The organism is Bradyrhizobium sp. UFLA01-814, assembly GCF_046718885.1.
Lineage (GTDB): Bacteria > Pseudomonadota > Alphaproteobacteria > Rhizobiales > Xanthobacteraceae > Bradyrhizobium > Bradyrhizobium elkanii.
In genome coordinates this window covers 1-16,762 of sequence record NZ_JAQOSR010000008.1, presented here as the reverse complement: position 1 = coordinate 16,762, position 16,762 = coordinate 1, and the positions used below count along the sequence as shown (strand labels likewise).

Annotated in this window: 17 protein-coding genes and 1 tRNA gene; 9 read left to right on the top strand and 9 right to left on the bottom strand. The window is 64.3% G+C overall.

Going from position 1 to position 16,762, the window contains the following annotated elements; all coding sequences use genetic code 11:
* Positions 1 to 162: 162 nt before the first annotated feature.
* The 6 genes from PMN64_RS04095 to PMN64_RS04070 all read right to left on the bottom strand — a co-directional run bounded on the left by PMN64_RS04095 (position 163) and on the right by PMN64_RS04070 (position 6,772).
* The gene (locus tag PMN64_RS04095; protein ID WP_411779810.1) at positions 163 to 1,245 is read right to left on the bottom strand and encodes a sn-glycerol-3-phosphate import ATP-binding protein UgpC; all 1,083 of its coding nucleotides are present in this window, start codon (positions 1,243 to 1,245) and stop codon (positions 163 to 165) included.
* Positions 1,245 to 2,093: a sn-glycerol-3-phosphate ABC transporter permease UgpE gene (gene ugpE / locus PMN64_RS04090; protein ID WP_028341715.1), complete on the bottom strand. Its 849-nt coding sequence runs from the start codon at positions 2,091 to 2,093 to the stop codon at positions 1,245 to 1,247. The genes PMN64_RS04095 and ugpE overlap by 1 nt, the downstream gene beginning before the upstream one ends.
* Positions 2,093 to 2,974, bottom strand: a complete 882-nt coding sequence (ugpA, locus tag PMN64_RS04085) for a sn-glycerol-3-phosphate ABC transporter permease UgpA (protein WP_411779809.1) — start codon at positions 2,972 to 2,974, stop codon at positions 2,093 to 2,095. Before ugpA ends, ugpE begins: the two co-directional genes overlap by 1 nt.
* Positions 2,975 to 3,137: 163 nt before the next feature.
* A complete protein-coding gene (gene ugpB, locus PMN64_RS04080; RefSeq protein WP_028341713.1) occupies positions 3,138 to 4,454 on the bottom strand; it encodes a sn-glycerol-3-phosphate ABC transporter substrate-binding protein UgpB in 1,317 nt (438 codons plus the stop codon).
* A 487-nt stretch (positions 4,455 to 4,941) separates the two neighbouring features.
* A complete protein-coding gene (locus PMN64_RS04075; RefSeq protein ID WP_411779808.1) occupies positions 4,942 to 6,147 on the bottom strand; it encodes a CaiB/BaiF CoA transferase family protein in 1,206 nt (401 codons plus the stop codon).
* Between the two features lie 199 nt (positions 6,148 to 6,346).
* The gene (locus PMN64_RS04070) at positions 6,347 to 6,772 is read right to left on the bottom strand and encodes an organic hydroperoxide resistance protein (RefSeq protein WP_411779807.1); all 426 of its coding nucleotides are present in this window, start codon (positions 6,770 to 6,772) and stop codon (positions 6,347 to 6,349) included.
* A gap of 169 nt (positions 6,773 to 6,941) precedes the next feature.
* Here PMN64_RS04070 and PMN64_RS04065 point away from each other — a divergent pair, with 169 nt between their 5' ends.
* Positions 6,942 to 7,403, top strand: coding sequence for a MarR family winged helix-turn-helix transcriptional regulator (locus PMN64_RS04065; RefSeq protein WP_057020441.1), 462 nt, complete (start codon positions 6,942 to 6,944; stop codon positions 7,401 to 7,403).
* Positions 7,404 to 7,410: 7 nt separating this feature from the next.
* On the opposite strand, the gene PMN64_RS04060 is transcribed toward PMN64_RS04065, so the two are convergent.
* From PMN64_RS04060 to PMN64_RS04050, 3 genes are all read right to left on the bottom strand, one after another.
* A complete protein-coding gene (locus tag PMN64_RS04060) occupies positions 7,411 to 7,635 on the bottom strand; it encodes a GIY-YIG nuclease family protein (RefSeq protein ID WP_411779856.1) in 225 nt (74 codons plus the stop codon).
* Positions 7,636 to 7,773: 138 nt separating this feature from the next.
* A tRNA-Ala gene (locus PMN64_RS04055) sits at positions 7,774 to 7,849 on the bottom strand.
* 95 nt (positions 7,850 to 7,944) lie between these two features.
* Complete coding sequence (locus tag PMN64_RS04050) at positions 7,945 to 8,352, bottom strand: TIGR02300 family protein (protein WP_028341708.1); 408 nt, start codon at positions 8,350 to 8,352, stop codon at positions 7,945 to 7,947.
* Positions 8,353 to 8,497: 145 nt separating this feature from the next.
* Between PMN64_RS04050 and aroA the strand changes: the two genes are divergently transcribed.
* From aroA to trpB, 8 genes are all read left to right on the top strand, one after another.
* The gene (gene aroA, locus PMN64_RS04045; protein ID WP_411779806.1) at positions 8,498 to 9,835 is read left to right on the top strand and encodes a 3-phosphoshikimate 1-carboxyvinyltransferase; all 1,338 of its coding nucleotides are present in this window, start codon (positions 8,498 to 8,500) and stop codon (positions 9,833 to 9,835) included.
* Positions 9,832 to 10,461 carry a (d)CMP kinase gene (gene cmk, locus PMN64_RS04040; RefSeq protein ID WP_028341706.1) on the top strand — a complete coding sequence of 210 codons (630 nt, stop codon included), beginning with the start codon at positions 9,832 to 9,834 and terminating at the stop codon, positions 10,459 to 10,461. Before aroA ends, cmk begins: the two co-directional genes overlap by 4 nt.
* A 394-nt stretch (positions 10,462 to 10,855) precedes the next feature.
* Entirely contained in the window at positions 10,856 to 12,565 is a 1,710-nt protein-coding gene (gene rpsA, locus PMN64_RS04035; protein ID WP_018269280.1) for a 30S ribosomal protein S1, read from the top strand.
* Between the two features lie 468 nt (positions 12,566 to 13,033).
* Entirely contained in the window at positions 13,034 to 14,011 is a 978-nt protein-coding gene (gene sppA / locus PMN64_RS04030; RefSeq protein WP_028341705.1) for a signal peptide peptidase SppA, read from the top strand.
* 174 nt (positions 14,012 to 14,185) lie between these two features.
* Positions 14,186 to 14,515, top strand: a complete 330-nt coding sequence (locus tag PMN64_RS04025; protein ID WP_016847379.1) for an integration host factor subunit beta — start codon at positions 14,186 to 14,188, stop codon at positions 14,513 to 14,515.
* An 84-nt stretch (positions 14,516 to 14,599) separates the two neighbouring features.
* Positions 14,600 to 14,986 (top strand): lipopolysaccharide assembly LapA domain-containing protein, encoded by a 387-nt coding sequence (locus PMN64_RS04020; protein WP_028341704.1) that lies wholly within the window; start codon positions 14,600 to 14,602, stop codon positions 14,984 to 14,986.
* 75 nt (positions 14,987 to 15,061) lie between these two features.
* Positions 15,062 to 15,721, top strand: coding sequence for a phosphoribosylanthranilate isomerase (locus PMN64_RS04015; protein WP_028341703.1), 660 nt, complete (start codon positions 15,062 to 15,064; stop codon positions 15,719 to 15,721).
* On the top strand, positions 15,718 to 16,762 hold a 1,045-nt coding region (gene trpB / locus PMN64_RS04010), incomplete at its 3' end, for a tryptophan synthase subunit beta (RefSeq protein ID WP_411779805.1). The genes PMN64_RS04015 and trpB, both read left to right, overlap by 4 nt.

Sequence of the window (16,762 nt, the reverse complement as noted above, 5' to 3'; positions counted from 1 at the left end):
CCTCTCGAAGCGACTTTGAGGGGCCCTTGCGGCGCCCCATGCAACCGGCGGGCCGTCTGGCCTCCGGTCAGTGAGGGATATGGGGGCGATCTGGATAGCGTTCAAGCAGCCCCGAAACCAGCCTAAACGCCCGCAACATGGGGGTAAATTCTTCCCGATCGGTTACTCCCCGACGCGCTTGCGGCCGTCGGCGGTAAAAAGATGCAGCTTGTCGCGGGGGGCGACGGCCCGGATCCGCTCGCCGATGGCAGGACCCGAGACGCCGGGAACCCGGACGATCACCTCGCCGGGCGGCAGGTCGCCCGGATTGGCGGCAACGCCCTGCTCCTCGCGCTGGCGGCTGCCGTAGACGAAGGTCTCGGCGCCGACATGCTCGATCGCCTCGACCGTGAGGCCAAGCGCGACGCCGCCGGATCCGGTCTCGCTCGAGATCACGAAATCCTCCGGCCGGATCCCGACAATGCCGGCGCCGTCGGCGCCCGTGATCTGGGACTGCAGCTCGTCCGCGCGCAGCGGCATCAGGTTCATTGGCGGGGCGCCGATGAAGGAGGCGACGAAGGTGGTCGCCGGCTTCTGGTAGATGTCCAGCGGATTACCGACCTGCTCGACCTGGCCGCCGTTCATGACGACGAGGATGTCGGCGAGCGTCATCGCCTCGAGCTGGTCGTGGGTGACGTAGATCGACGTGGTGTTGAGCCGGCGCTGCAGCTTGCGGATCTCGACCCGCATCGCGATGCGCAACTTGGCGTCGAGGTTCGACAGCGGCTCGTCGAACAGGAACACTTTCGGCTGGCGCACGATGGCGCGGCCCATCGCGACGCGCTGGCGCTGGCCGCCGGAAAGCTGGCGCGGCTTGCGCTCCAGCATCGGCGAGAGCTCGAGGACGCGCGCGGCTTCCTCGACGCGGGTCTTGATCTCGGCCTCGGCCATGCCGCGGTTGCGCAGGCCGTAGGCCATGTTGTTGTAGACGCTCATATGCGGATAGAGCGCGTAGTTCTGGAACACCATCGCGATGTCGCGATCGGCGGGCTCGACCTGGTTGACGACGCGGCCGCCGATGTCGATCTCGCCGCCGGTGATGGTCTCGAGCCCCGCGACCATGCGCAGCAGCGTGGACTTGCCGCAGCCGGATGGGCCGACCAGCACGCAGAACTGGCCGTCGCCGACGTCGACATCGACGCCCTTGATGGCCTCGAAGCCGCCGGGATAGGTCTTGCGGACGCTGCGCAGCGTGACGTTAGCCATTACTTTTCCGTCTCCACCAATCCGCGCACGAACAGTTTCTGCATCACGACGACGACGAACACCGGCGGCAGCATCGCGAGCAACGCGGTCGCCATCACGATCGGCCATTCGGTCAGCGCATCCGTCGTGGTGATCATCTTGCGGATGCCGACCTGGATGGTCTGCATGTCGTCGCGCGTCGTGATCAGAAGCGGCCAGAGATACTGATTCCAGCCGAGGATGAAGAGGATCACGAACAGCGCGGCCATGTTGGTGCGCGACAGCGGCAACAGCGTATCCCAGAAGAAGCGGAACGGGCCCGCGCCATCGATCCGCGAAGCCTCCAGCAATTCATCCGGCACTGTCATGAAGAACTGGCGGAACAGCAGCGTCGCGGTGGCTGACGCAATCAGCGGCAGCGAGAGGCCGGCATAGCTGTCGAGCAGATGCAGATCGGCGACGATCTTGTAGGTCGGATAGATGCGCACCTCGACCGGCAGCATCAAGGTGATGAAGATGATCCAGAAGATCGCCATCCGGAACGGAAAGCGGAAATACACGATCGCATAGGCCGAGATGATCGAGATCGCGATTTTGCCGACCGCGATCAGCAGCGCCATGATCAGCGAGTTCAGCATCATGTTGAGCACCGGCTCGCGGGTCGAGCCGCTCGTGCCGACAAACAGCGTCTGGTAGTAGGTCTCGAGGAAATGGCCGCCGGGCAGCAGCGACATCTGGCCGTTGGCGATGACGGCGTTGTCCTGGGTCGAGGCGACCAGCGCGAGATAGACCGGGAAGGCGACGATCGCGATCCCGATCCACAGGATGGCGTGAGCCAGATAGCGCTGGAAGCCCTCCTCCTCGACCATCAGTAGGTCACCTTGCGTTCGACGAAGCGGAACTGGATCGCCGTCAGCATGACGACGATGACCATCAGGATGACCGACTGCGCCGCCGACGAGCCGAGATTGCCGCCGAGCAGACCGTCCGTATAGACCTTGTAGACCAGCGTCTCGGTCGCCTTGCCGGGACCGCCGCGGGTCATGGTGTCGATGATGCCGAAAGTGTCGAAGAAGGCGTAGACGATGTTGATGACCAAGAGGAAGAAGATGGTCGGCGACAGCAGCGGGAAGATCACGGTCCAGAACCGCCGCATCGGACGGGCGCCGTCGATCGCGGCGGCCTCGATCACGCTTTTCGGGATGCTCTGCAGCCCGGCGAGGAAGAACAGGAAATTGTAGGAGATCTGCTTCCAGGCCGCGGCGAGGATGATCAGGGCTGCCGCCTGGTTGCCGTCGAGCAGCGGATTCCAGTCGATGCCCATGCCGCGCAGATAGCGCGACAGCACGCCGAGCGAGGGGTGCAGCATGAACACCCAGAGCACGCCGACCACCGGCGGGGCCACCGCATAGGGCCAGATCAGCAGCGTGCGATACAGCGTCGAGCCGCGTAGCGGCCTGTCGGCCATGACCGCGAGCAGCAGCGCGAAGGACAGCGAGGAGACCGCGATCGCGAACGAGAACACGAAGGTTCGGACGATCGCCGCGAAATAGGCCGGCTCCTTGAACAGATCGAGATAGTTCTCGAACCAGACGAAGCTGGTGGAGAGACCGAAAGCGTCCTGCAGCAGAAAGGATTGGATCACCGCCTGAACGGCCGGCCAGTAGAAAAAGATCAGGACGATCGCCAGTTGCGGGGCAACCAGCGCGTAAGGCAACAGCTTTGACTGGAAAATCGCTTGCTTTTGCATGGGCTCGGAAGAAGGGCAGGCCGCGGGTGCGGCCTGCCGGTTGATGGCCCTAAAGCGCGACGAGATGAGGTCGGGTCGTCATCGCGCTTTAGCTTGTCGTCTGGGCATGATCTTTTCGGAAAGCCGCTTCGCGCTTTTCCGGATCATGCCCGAAGGCATCATGTCAGCGGACGGCGGTCTTTTCAAACTGCCGCAGCATCTGGTTGCCGCGCTCGACGGCGGCGTCCAGCGCCTGCTTGGCGGTCTTCTTGCCGGCCAGCGCCTGCTCGATCTCCTCCGACCACATGTCGCGCAGCTGCACCATGTTGCCGAGGCGCAGACCGCGTGAATTCGCGGTCGGCTCCTTGTTGGTGAGCTCGAGCAGCGGGGTCTCGAGATAGGGCTGGTCCTTGTAGAAGCCCTCCTCCTTTGCCTTGGCATAGGCGGCCTTGGTGATCGGCAGATAGCCCGAGGCCTTGTGGATCCAGATTTGGCGGTCGGTGTCCGAGAGGAAGGTCAGGAACTTGGCCACGCCCTTGTATTCCTCGGCCGACTTGCCGCCCATCACCCAGAGCGAGGCGCCGCCGATGATCGAGTTCTGCGGCGCGCCCTTGGCGTCGGGATAATACGGCATCGGCGCCGCGGTGAAGTTGAACTTGGCCTGCGCCTTGACGTTGCCGAAGAAGGCCGACGAGGTCAGGTAGATCGGGCATTCGCCCGAGGTGAAGCGGCCTTCGCCGGTATTGGTGCGGCCGGCATAGTCGTAGGTCTTGTCCTTCTGCAGCTCGACGAGGTTCTCGAGATGCTTGACCTGCAGCGGGCCGTTGAACTCGAGCACGGTGTCGAAGCCGTCGAGGCCGTTGGCCTTGCTGGCGAGCGGCACATTGTGCCACGCCGAGAGCTGTTCGAGATTGACCCAGGTGACCCACGAGCCGGAGAAGCCGCAGGTGGCGTAGCCGGCCGCCTTCAGCTTCTTGGCGTCGTCGAACACTTGCGGCCAGGTCTTCGGAATCTCTGCGATGTTGGCCTTCTTCAGCGCATCGAGATTGATCCACATCACCGTCGACGACGAGTTGAAGGGGAACGACAGCATCTCGCCCTTGGAGGTCGAGTAGTAGCCGGTGATCGCGGGCAGATAGACGCTCGGATCGAACTTCTCGCCGGCGTCGGCCATCAGCTTGTAGACCGGTTTGACGGCGCCGGTGGCGGCCATCATCGTCGCGGTGCCGACCTCGAACACTTGCATGATATGCGGCGCGTTGCCGGCGCGGAACGCGGCGATGCCGGCATTCATGGTGTCGGCGTAGCCGCCCTTGTAGGTCGGGATCACCTTGTAGTCGGATTGCGAGGCGTTGAAGTCGTTGGCCAGCTTGACGATGACGTCGTTGTTGGCGCCGGTCATCGCGTGCCACCACTGGATCTCGGTCACCGCAAACGCGGGCGACGCGAATGCAAGCGCGGCAGCGGCTGCCGCAGCAGCGCCTAGTCGTCGAAAGAACATCAAAACCCCTCCCAATTGGAACGTCGTCTTTCGTTGCGCGCGTTATCAGCGCCGGATGACGTTCAAATGACCGTATAAACGAAAGTCATGGTAGGGGGGAAGCCGAAGCGAAGGGAAGCGGTAAAAAAGGCGAAGACCGCAGCCGGCTCCGTGCGGTGCAGCGCCAAACGCGACGTTGCACCGCAGGGTCTGATAGTTTCTCGGCGCAACGGACTGCGCATCACCTCGCCCCGCGTGCGGGGAGAGGCGCAGGCCGTCTTCGGCGGCCGTTCTCAAGAACGCCGAAGCAGAGCTTCGGCTATGACGCATCGTTAGATGCGTTCCGGGTGAGGGGGACTCTCCGCGATCACAGCTATCACCGTATCCGCGGAGACGGCCCCTCACCCCAACCCTCTAAGAGCAAGCTTCGCTTGTCTCGACCCCGTAAGAACGGGGCGAGGGAGCTGACCACCGTTGTGGTCGCTATTCGACTGCTCTCATGACGCCTTCAGCGCTTGCGCTGGGGACCGCAGACCACGCCCTTGTCGACCAGGCTGCTGATCTCATCCCTGGAGTAGCCGAACTCGCCGAGCACTTCGGCGGCGTGCTGGCTGAACTTCGGCGGCGTGCGGCGCAGGTTCGGCTTGGTGCGTTCGAGGCGGATCGGCGAGGCGACGCCCTTGTACCAATCCTTCTCGATGACGTCGCCGCGATGAATGGTGTGCGGGTTGGTCAGGGCCTGGTCGATCTTCTGCACCGGGCCGGCCGGCAGGCCGGCGGCGAGCAGCCGGTTGCACAGCGGCTCGGCCTCGTGCTGGCTGAACACCGCTGCCAGCTCGACGCGGAGCGCATCGCGGTTGGCGATGCGGTCCTTGTTGCGGGCAAAGCGCGGATCGGTGCCGAGCTCGGGCTTGCCGATCTCCTTGGCGAGCTTGCGGAAGGTGCCGTCATTGCCGACGCCGATGAAGATGTTGTCGGTCTTGGTCGGGAAGATCGCGTACGGAACGAGGTTGGGATGCTCGTTGCCGGTCAGCGACGGCGGCTTGCCGTGCATGAAATAGTTCGCGGTGTGCGGGTGCATGATCGCGAGCCCGGTCTCGTACAGCGTGGTCTCGATGAACTGGCCGAGCCCCGAGCGCTGCCGCTCCGACAGCGCCATCAGGATGCCGATCGTGGCGTAGAGTCCGGTGGTGATGTCGACCAGCGGCACGCCGATCCGCATCGGACCGCTCTCCGGCGAGCCGGTCGCAGCGATCATGCCGGTCATCGCCTGGATGATCGCGTCATAGCCCGGATTGCCGCCGCGCGGGCCGTCGGCGCCGAAGCCGGAGATCCGGCAATGCACGAGGCGCGGAAATTTCGCGCGCAGCACGTCGTTGCCGATGCCCCATTTGTCGAGCGTGCCCGGCTTGAAATTCTCGATCAGCACGTCGGCGGTTTCGAGCATCTTCATCAGCACCGCGCGTCCGCCCTCGGAAGCGAGGTCGAGGCCGATCGAGCGCTTGTTGCGGTTGATGCCGACGAAATAGGCCGCGTCTTCTTCGTGGAAGGGAGGACCCCAGTCGCGCACCTCGTCGCCGGCGGGCGGCTCGACCTTGATCACGTCGGCGCCGTGGTCGGCGAGAATCTGGGTGCAATACGGACCGCCGAGCACGCGCGTCAGATCGATCACGCGCAGGCCGGTCATCGCGCCCGTAGCCGCTGGGGTATTCATGGAAACAACCTTCGCTCAGTTGGGATTAAACGAGGGTCCCAGAGCTAACGGTCTTCAGCCGGGGCAGCAATGCTTCCGTCGGCGCAGGCCCATGCAGCAGGCGGCGCATGCGTTCGCCAAGCGAACTGGCATCTGAAATGCAGTAGTTGAAATGCAATGGTCCGCCACGTGTCGCGGCGGACCATTGCGTGATGTGGAATTAGACGACGCTCAGCTTGACGTCGACATTGCCGCGGGTCGCGTTGGAATAGGGGCACACATGGTGGGCCTTCTCGACCAGCGCTTCCGCGTCGGCGCGGGCGAGGCCAGGTAGCGACACCGCGAGCTCGACGGCGAGGCCGAAGCCGCCTTCCGAGCGCGGGCCGATACCGACCGTCGAGGTCACCGAGGCGTCGGCGGGAACCTTGGGGCCACCCTGCGAGGCCACGAACTTCATCGCGCCGATGAAGCAAGCGGCATAGCCGGCCGCGAACAGCTGCTCCGGATTGTTGCCGGCACCGCCGCCGCCACCGAGCTCCTTCGGGGTCGTAAGCTTGACGTCGAGCGCGCCGTCGAGCGTTGCCGCATGGCCGTCGCGGCCGCCGGTTGCCTTGGCGCTGGTCTTGTAGAGCACGTTCACAGACATCGTGGTCTCCCTTGGTGGGTGTGGACTTGAATTCGACGACGTATGTATTGCACGCAAATAGATTGTGCACAATATAAAATATGCGGCCTCACATTTAATTGTTCGCAATTGAATCCGCGGTCCCGAGAGCCCAGAATGACCCGGAAACGAGATGGATTCGATGGGAATCATGGCCAGGAAACCGACGGCGGCGGATCAGGCGCTGCGGCTCGACAACCAGATCTGCTTTGCGGTCTATTCGACCGCGCACGCCTTCAACCGCGTCTACAAGCCGCTGCTCGACCGGCTCGGACTGACCTATCCGCAGTATCTCGTGATGCTGGCGCTGTGGGAGCGCGACGACGTGGCGGTGAAGGACCTCGGCGAGCGCCTGTTCCTGGATTCCGGCACGCTGACGCCGCTTTTGAAGCGGCTGGAGGCGGCGGAGTTGATCAAGCGGACCCGCAGCACCGCGGACGAGCGGGTGGTGCTGATCGCGCTGACGCCGCAGGGCCACGCGCTGCGCGAAAAGGCCAAGGCCGTGCCGCAGTCGATCCTCGCGGCCTCGGACTGCACCGTCGGCGAACTGATGGCGATGAAAGACGAGATCGTCGCGCTGCGCGACCGGCTGAATGCGGTGCTGGGGGAGTAGGGGGCGGTTAGAGGCGCTTCTTGGCGAAGGCGCGGCCGCTATGGGATTTGAGATATTTCTCGAATGCGAGGGCTTTATATTTGTCTGGAAATGCGCAGTACCAGACGAGCTGCCAAGGCATGAATTTTGAGGTGTGCGTGGACTTGCCGGCGTTGTGCTCGGGAATCCGTCGTTTCAGATCCTCGGTGGCGTCAACGTATTCCTGATCAGGGAAGTTGATGCTGCGGATGATGTAGACCTACCACATTCGCATCCACGGATAGCCAGAGCAGCTGACCGTCCGTCTTCGCCCTTTGGGCTACGCCGGACACCACGCTTCGCCCTTCGGGCAACTCGTGGCTGCGCCACGCGTAGCCCGAAGGGCGAAGCGTGGTGGAGCCAGGCGGGATCGAACCGCCGACCTCTTGCATGCCATGCAAGCGCTCTCCCAGCTGAGCTATGGCCCCTTATCCAGTAGGGATGATCCTGGGGGATCGATCCCGGCCCGCGCGGCCTACACGACTCGCGCGGCAGCACCGTTGATCATAGATCGGCGCCGATCTCAAGTCTCTTCGTCGCCGCCGACGTCACCAATAATGTCGGTCACGTCCTCATCGCCCTCTTCCTCGTCGGCGATGAAGGTCGAATCGTCGTCGTCATCGTCGTCGATGGTCTCATCGACCTCGATATCGTCCTCGGATTCGGGAACCTGGGCCTTGACCTTCCCGGTGTTCTCCTCGGCATCGGCCTCCTCGAGCGAGACCATCTCTTCGGCCTCGGCCGGCTCCGGCATGTCGGCTGCGGTCGCAGGCGAAGTGACGGTGGCGCCACGGCCCCGCGGCGGGGCGACCGGCGCGATCGGCACGACTTCGCCGGTATAGGGCGAGATCACCGGATTCTTGTTGAGGTCGTAGAACTTCTTGCCCGTAGTCGGGCAAATGCGCTTGGTTCCGAGCTCGGACTTGGCCACGTGGTAATCCCAGAATTTTCCTGAAAAACGGAGCTTCACTTGGCTAGTTGAGAGGCTGCTGTCAATAGCGGTTTGCGCGCAAGTGACGGGCGCGTGACGTGGTGTTGCCTATGTGATACCTGCCGCGGCGCGAGAGGACACAATCTTGGCCCAATCTGACACCCCGACCCCGCTGGAATCGCGCACGTGCGGCCCCCTGGCCGGCACCGTCCGCGTTCCCGGCGACAAATCGATTTCCCACCGTGCCCTGATCCTGGGGGCGCTTTCGGTCGGCGAGACCCGCATTTCCGGCCTCCTGGAGGGCGAGGACGTCCTCAATACCGCCAAATCCATGCGTGCCTTGGGCGCCAGGGTGGAGCGGACAGCGCCGTTTACCTGGTCGGTCGCAGGTGTCGGCGTCGGCGGCTTCGCCCAGCCTGCCGCGCCGCTCGATTTCGGCAATTCCGGCACCGGCTGCCGGCTGGTGATGGGCGCGGTGGCCGGCTGCCCGATCGCCGCCATTTTCGATGGCGACGCCTCGCTGCGCTCGCGGCCGATGCGCCGCATCCTCGACCCGCTGGAGCTGATGGGCGCCCGAACCAGCGACATAAGGGAGGGCGGCCGGCTGCCGCTCACCCTGCACGGCGCCCGCTATCCGGTGCCGATCGTCTACAAGACGCCGGTCGCCTCGGCCCAGATCAAGTCCGCGGTGCTGCTGGCGGGGCTCTCCGCGCCCGGCATCACCACAGTGATCGAGCAGGAGGCGAGCCGCGACCACACCGAGCTGATGCTGAAGCATTTCGGCGCCGAGATCTCCTCCGAGAAGGAAGGCAGCCACGGCAGGCGAATCTCGCTGAACGGCGAGCCCGAGCTGCACGGCGCCAACGTCGTGGTGCCCGCCGATCCGTCCTCCGCGTCGTTCCCGATCGTGGCCGCACTGATCGTCGAAGGTTCCGATGTCGTGTTCTCCGACGTGATGACCAATCCGCTGCGCACCGGCCTGTTCACCACGCTGCGCGAGATGGGCGCCTCGATCGAGGAGAGCAACGTGCGCGGCGATGCCGGCGAGCCGATGGCGCAATTGCGCGTGCGCGCCTCGCAGCTGAAGGGCGTCGAGGTGCCGCCGGAGCGCGCGCCGTCGATGATCGATGAATATCTGGTGCTGGCGGTCGCGGCCGCGTTCGCCGAGGGCACCACGATCATGCGCGGCCTGCAGGAGCTGCGCGTCAAGGAATCCGACCGCCTTGAAGCCACCGCCGACATGCTGCGGGTCAACGGCGTCAAGGTGGAGGTGTCCGGCGACGATCTGATCGTCGAGGGCCGCGGCCATGTTCCCGGCGGCGGTCTTGTTGCCACCCATATGGATCACCGCATCGCGATGTCGGCGCTGGTGATGGGCTGCGCCTCCGATCGGCCGGTGAAGATCGACGACACCGGCTTCATCGCCACCAGTTTTCCGGATTTCATCCCGATGATGCGCGCGCTCGGAGCTGATTTCGCATGATCATCGCCATCGACGGACCCGCCGCCTCAGGCAAGGGCACGCTCGGCAAGCGGCTCGCCCACCACTACGGCTACCGCCATCTCGACACCGGCGTGATCTACCGCGCGGTGGCCTATGCGATGATGCAAGCCGGTGCCGAGCTCAACAACGAGGTGCTGGCGGTGGCCGCGGCGCTCGAGCTCGACCCCGAAAAGTTCGGCAATCCGATCCTGAAGACCCAGAAGGTCGGCGATGCCGCCTCGGTGGTGTCGGCCATTCCGCAGGTTCGCGAGGTGCTGGTGAACTTTCAGCGCCAGTTCGCCGCCGATCCGCCCGGTGCGGTGCTGGATGGACGCGACATCGGCACTGTGATCTGCCCCGATGCCGACGTGAAGATCTTCGTGGTCGCCGACCCCCGCGTGCGGGCGCGGCGGCGCACGCTGGAGGCGCGCGCCCGCGGCGAGGACGCCGACGAAGAGGCGGTGCTCGCCGACATCCTCAAGCGCGACGAGCGGGACAAGAACCGGGCGATTGCACCCTTGCGGCCGGCTCCGGACGCCCACACGCTGGACAATTCCAATCTCGACATCGAGGCCGGCGTCCGCGCCGCCATCGCCATCGTCGAGGCAGCGCGCGCCAGGCGCTAGAACAGCAGGCATGGCGGGCGGTTTTGGCCCGAAAACCCAGCAAAATTGGGCATTTCCTGCTTGCCGAAAGCAGCCTGCGGGGCTATATCAGCGCCGTTCGGAGCACCGTCGACCATGTCGAGGCCGTGTCCGAGCGGGCCGGCGATGGGTTTGAGCTATTCCTCAAACGAAACCAACGCCGCATCTGGAGGAACGCCCGCTCCCAGGTCTTGCAGTCGATATTTTCGTTTCAGGCTCCGGATCTATCAAACGTACCGAACGTGCAGTCTTGCTGCCGGCCCGCTGTTGCACTTCCTGCAATGAGCGGTCGTCAGGGTTTGCGGAACCCTGACACTTCACGCGCGGTGCGCCCATCAACCCGAACGGCCGGCGAGATCCCGCATCTGGAGAACAAATGGTTTCGAATTCTGCGTCTTCCTATACTCCCACCCGCGACGACTTCGCGGCGATGCTTGATGAGTCCTTTGCCGGCGGCAATTTGCAGGAAAGCTCGGTCATCAAGGGCAAGGTGGTTGCAATTGAGAAGGACATGGCCGTCATCGACGTCGGCCTGAAGACCGAAGGTCGCGTTGCGCTGCGCGAATTCGCCGGCCCCGGCCGTGAAAGCGATCTGAAGGTCGGTGACGAAGTCGAGGTGTTCCTCGACCGTATCGAGAATGCGCTCGGCGAAGCCGTGCTGTCGCGCGACAAGGCGCGCCGCGAGGAAAGCTGGGGCAAGCTCGAGAAGGCGTTCCAGAACAACGAAAAGGTCAACGGCGTCATCTTCAACCAGGTCAAGGGCGGCTTCACGGTCGACCTCGACGGTGCGGTGGCCTTCCTGCCGCGCTCGCAGGTCGACATTCGTCCGATCCGCGACGTTGCGCCGCTGATGAACAACTCGCAGCCGTTCCAGATCCTCAAGATGGACCGCCGCCGCGGCAACATCGTGGTGTCGCGCCGCACGGTTCTCGAAGAGACCCGCGCCGAGCAGCGCCAGGAGCTGGTGCAGAACCTCGAAGAGGGTCAGGTGATCGACGGCGTGGTCAAGAACATCACCGATTACGGTGCGTTCGTTGATCTCGGCGGCATCGACGGCCTGCTGCACGTGACCGATATCGCCTGGCGCCGCGTCAACCACCCGACCGAGGTGCTGACCATCGGCCAGACGGTGAAGGTCAAGATCATCAAGATCAACCACGAGACGCACCGCATCTCGCTCGGCATGAAGCAGCTGTTGGATGATCCGTGGCAGGGCATCGAAGCCAAGTACCCGCTGGGTGCCCGCTTCACCGGCCGCGTCACCAACATCACCGACTACGGCGCGTTCGTCGAGCTCGAGCCGGGCATCGAAGGCCTGATCCACGTCTCCGAGATGTCGTGGACCAAGAAGAACATGCACCCCGGCAAGATCGTTTCGACCTCGCAGGAAGTCGAAGTGCAGGTGCTGGAAGTGGATTCGGTCAAGCGCCGCATCTCGCTCGGCCTCAAGCAGACCATGCGCAATCCCTGGGAAGTCTTCGTCGAGAAGTTCCCGGTCGGTTCGGTGGTCGAGGGCGAGGTCAAGAACAAGACCGAGTTCGGTCTGTTCCTGGGTCTCGAGGGCGATGTCGACGGCATGGTCCACCTCTCCGATCTCGACTGGAAGCTTCCGGGCGAGCAGGTCATCGACAACTTCAAGAAGGGCGACATGGTCAAGGCCGTGGTGCTCGATGTCGATGTCGAGAAGGAGCGGATCTCGCTCGGCGTCAAGCAGCTCGAAGGCGACCCCTTCGCCGAGCCGGGCGACGTCAAGAAGGGCGCGGTCGTGACTTGCGAAGTGCTCGAAGTGAAGGAGAGCGGCATCGAGGTCCGGATTTCGGGCACCGAGTTCACCACCTTCATCAAGCGGTCCGAGCTGGCCCGCGACCGCAACGACCAGCGCGCCGAGCGCTTCGCCGTCGGCGAGAAGGTCGATGCCCGCGTCATCCAGTTCGACAAGAAGGCCCGCAAGGTGCAGGTCTCGATCAAGGCGCTCGAAGTCGCCGAAGAGAAGGAAGCCATCGCGCAGTACGGCTCCTCCGACTCGGGTGCGACGCTTGGCGACATCCTCGGCACCGCGCTGAAGAACCGCGGCACCGACAAGTAAGCGTTCGCACGATTTGAGCGAACAATCGGGGCCCCGGCGCAAGCCGGGGCCCTTTTTGTTTGGAGGTATCCGTAGCCCGGATGGAGCGAAGCGAAATCCGGGACTTTCTATCCGTGCTGCTGAAGCCTCCCGCATTACGCTTCGCTCCATCCGGGCTACGGATTTATCTTCTCCTTCCCCCTGAAAGGGGGAAGGTCGGGATGGGGGTCAGCCGCAGGCGATGCTGCTCATGGAGAGAGCAGATCCCCACCCGCTTTGCTCTCGCGAGCAAAGCGACCTCCCCTTTTCAAGGGGAGGTTAGGGCGCAGCCGGGACGAAGCGCACGTGCATCCGGGCTACAGGTACCTCCAAAGACCGGGCCTTGTTTTCTTCATATTGCGTCGCAATTGATGTATTTGGCTAAGCTGATAGTGACGCTGCGACTGCAAAACGCGCAGATTGCGCGCTGACCATTTCTGGAGAGATCGGATGTCGCTGGATTCAGACGTGATCGTCGATCGCCGCCGCATCAGGCGCAAACTGACGTTCTGGCGCGTCGCCGCCGCGGTCATTGCGATCGCGGCCATCGTCGGCGTGGGCGTGGTCGCCGCCGGCGGGCGCGGCACCTTTTCGACATCGAACACCATCGCGCGGGTCAATATCGACGGACTGATCCGCAGCGACCAGGATCGCGTCGAGGCGCTGGAGCGGCTCGGCAAGTCGAGCTATGCGGCTGTTGTCGTGCACATCAATTCGCCCGGCGGCACCACGGCGGGCTCCGAGCAGCTTTACGACTCGCTGATGCAGCTGAAGGCGAAGAAGCCGCTTGTCGTCGTGGTCGAGGGATTGGCCGCCTCGGGCGGCTACATCACGGCGATCGCCTCCGATCATATCGTCGCCCAGCAGACCTCGCTGGTCGGCTCGATCGGCGTGCTGTTCCAGTATCCGAACGTTTCGGAATTGCTCAAGACTGTCGGCGTGAAAATGGAGGAGATCAAATCTTCCCCGCTCAAGGCGGCACCCAACGGCTTCGAGCCGACCAGCCCGGAGGCCCGCGCCGCGATCGACGGTCTCGTCAAGGACTCCTATGCATGGTTCCGTGGATTGGTGAAGCAACGGCGCGGCATGGACGACGCCCTGCTGGAGAAGGTCGCCGACGGTCGCGTTTTCACCGGCCGGCAGGCAGTCGATCTCAAGCTGGTTGATCAGCTGGGAGACGAGAAGACCGCGATCGCCTGGCTGGTTGCGGAGAAGAAGGTCAAAAGCGACCTGCCGGTGCGCAATTACAAGCTCAATCCGCGGTTCGGCGACCTGACCTTCCTGCGCACCGCGGCGTCCGTGACGCTCGATGCGTTCGGTCTTGGCGCGATCGCGCGGCGGATCGAGCAGGGCGGCGTGGCCGAGGCAGTCGACCGGTTCGGGCTTGACGGCATGCTGGCGCTGTGGAGCCCGGCTGGAACCAACTGATCGGCTGCCAAAGGCGTGCTCGTCAGGCTATTCCCGCTTTGCGGGAATCGCCGCATGCCCCAATTGGGCTATTTGTCACGTGATTTCACGACGCTCTAAATCGATTTAGCGTCTTGACAGTGCACGGCATTTTCACGGAAATGGGTTTCCGCAAGAGCCCGGATCCCACTTTCGATGATCAAATCCGAACTTGTTCAGCGTATCGCCGAGCACAACCCGCACCTCTACCAGCGGGATGTCGAGAACATTGTGAATGCGATTCTCGATGAAATCGTCGCGGCGCTGGCTCGTGGCGACCGTGTCGAGCTGCGCGGTTTTGGCGCATTCTCGGTGAAGCACCGTCCGGCGCGCGCCGGCCGCAATCCACGCACCGGCGAGCATGTGCCGGTCGACCAGAAGAGCGTGCCGTTCTTCAAGACCGGCAAGGAAATGCGCGAGCGCCTCAACCGCGACGTAACCGAGGCGGGCGCCGCCAAGGTCGATGCGCCCAAGGCTGATGCTTAAGGTCGACGCCTAAGGCGCGACGTCAGGCGTTGCCGTGTTGCGGGCGATGCGCCCGCATTTGCTCCATCGCTGCGAGAGATGGTCATGCGAAAGTTTTTCACGGCAGTGGTCGTCATTCCGCTCGGACTGATCTTCATCATTTTTGCAGTCGCCAACCGTCACTGGGTGACGGTGTCGTTCGATCCCTTCAATTCGGTGACCCCCACGGTTGCGGTCACACTGCCGCTGTTCGTCGTCATTATCGCCTCCGCGATCCTGGGCGTGATCGCGGGCGGCATCGGAACCTGGTTCAAGCAAGGGCGCTGGCGCCGCGCGGCCCGGCAGCACGAGGCTGACGCCCGCCATGTCCGCGCCGAGCTCGCCGACCTCAGGGCCGCCGCCTCCCGGGACGACGCGCAGCGCCGTCCGGCCCCAGCCCTATCAGGTTTTTACGGGGCCGCCGGGCGAGACAAGCAGGGCGCGACGTTGTAGAACCCGCCCCGTCGGACCGGGATCCACCCCGGTTCCGGCCGCCCGAAAACCCGTTTTGAGACCCGCTTCGAGACCATGCCCCTGCTTGTCAAAATCTGCGGCCTGTCCACGCGCGAGACGCTCGACGTCGCGCTTGAGGGCGGCGCCGACATGGTGGGGTTCGTGTTCTTTCCGCCGTCGCCGCGTCACATCAGCCTTGAGACCGCGCGCGAGCTCGGCAGCCGCGCCAAGGGCCGCGCCGTCAAGGTCGCGCTGACCGTCGATGCCGACGATGCGACGCTTGAGAACATCGTCGAGACGCTGCGGCCGGATATCCTGCAATTGCACGGCAAGGAGACCACGGCGCGGCTGCGCGACATCAAGGCGAAGTTCGGCCTGCCGCTGATGAAGGCGCTGCCGGTCGAGACCGCAGCCGATCTCGCCCCGCTGCCGGGTTATGCCGGCGTCGCCGATCGTATCCTGTTCGATGCCCGCGCGCCGAAGGATGCCACGCGGCCGGGTGGCCTCGGCGCGCCGTTCGATTGGCACGTGCTGGAAAATCTCGATCTCGCGCTGCCCTACATGGTCTCCGGCGGGCTCAATGCCGACAACGTCGCTGAAGCTGTCCGCGTCACGCGCGCCGGCGGCGTCGATGTCTCGTCGGGCGTCGAGGGCACGCCCGGCGTCAAGGATCCCGAATTGATCCGCGCCTTCATCCGCGCCGCGCGCGCAACCCAAGAACTGATGGTTCGATGAATCCAAACCTGCCCAATTCCTTCCGCAGCGGCCCCGACGAGCGCGGGCATTTCGGCATTTTCGGCGGACGCTTCGTCGCGGAAACGCTGATGCCGCTGATCCTCGATCTCGAAAAAGCCTATGCCGACGCCAAGGCCGATCCGGCGTTCCAGGCCGAGATGAACGTCTATCTGAAGGACTATGTCGGCCGGCCCTCGCCGCTCTATTTCGCCGAGCGGCTCACCGAGCATCTCGGCGGCGCCAAGATCTATCTGAAGCGCGAGGAGCTCAACCACACCGGCTCGCACAAGGTCAACAATGTGCTCGGCCAGATCATGGTCGCGCGCCGCATGGGCAAGAAGCGCATCATCGCCGAGACCGGCGCCGGCCAGCATGGCGTGGCGACGGCAACGCTGTGCGCGCGGTTCGGGCTCGAATGCGTGGTCTATATGGGCGCGGTCGACGTCGAGCGGCAGCAGCCGAACGTGATCCGCATGGAGATGCTGGGCGCCAAGGTCGTCCCGGTGCAGTCGGGCGCGCGCACGCTGAAGGATGCGATGAACGACGCGCTGCGCGATTGGGTCACCAACGTGCACGACACCTTCTATTGCATCGGCACGGTGGCGGGACCGCACCCCTATCCGATGATGGTGCGCGACTTTCAGTCGATCATCGGCCACGAGACCCGCAAGCAGATGCAGGAGGCCGAGGGCCGCCTGCCGGATTCGCTGATCGCCTGCATCGGCGGCGGCTCCAATGCGATGGGCCTGTTCCATCCGTTCCTCGACGATCCCTTGATCGAGATCTTCGGCGTCGAGGCCGCCGGTCACGGGCTGACGCAGCTGCATGCCGCCTCGCTCGCCGGCGGGCGTCCTGGCGTGCTGCATGGCAACCGCACCTATCTCTTGATGGACGCCGACGGCCAGATCGAGGAAGCGCATTCGATCTCGGCCGGCCTCGACTATCCCGGCATCGGCCCGGAGCACGCCTGGCTGCACGAGACCGGCCGCGTGAAGTATCTCTCGGCGACCGACGAGGAGGCGCTGGCTGCCTTCCAGCTGC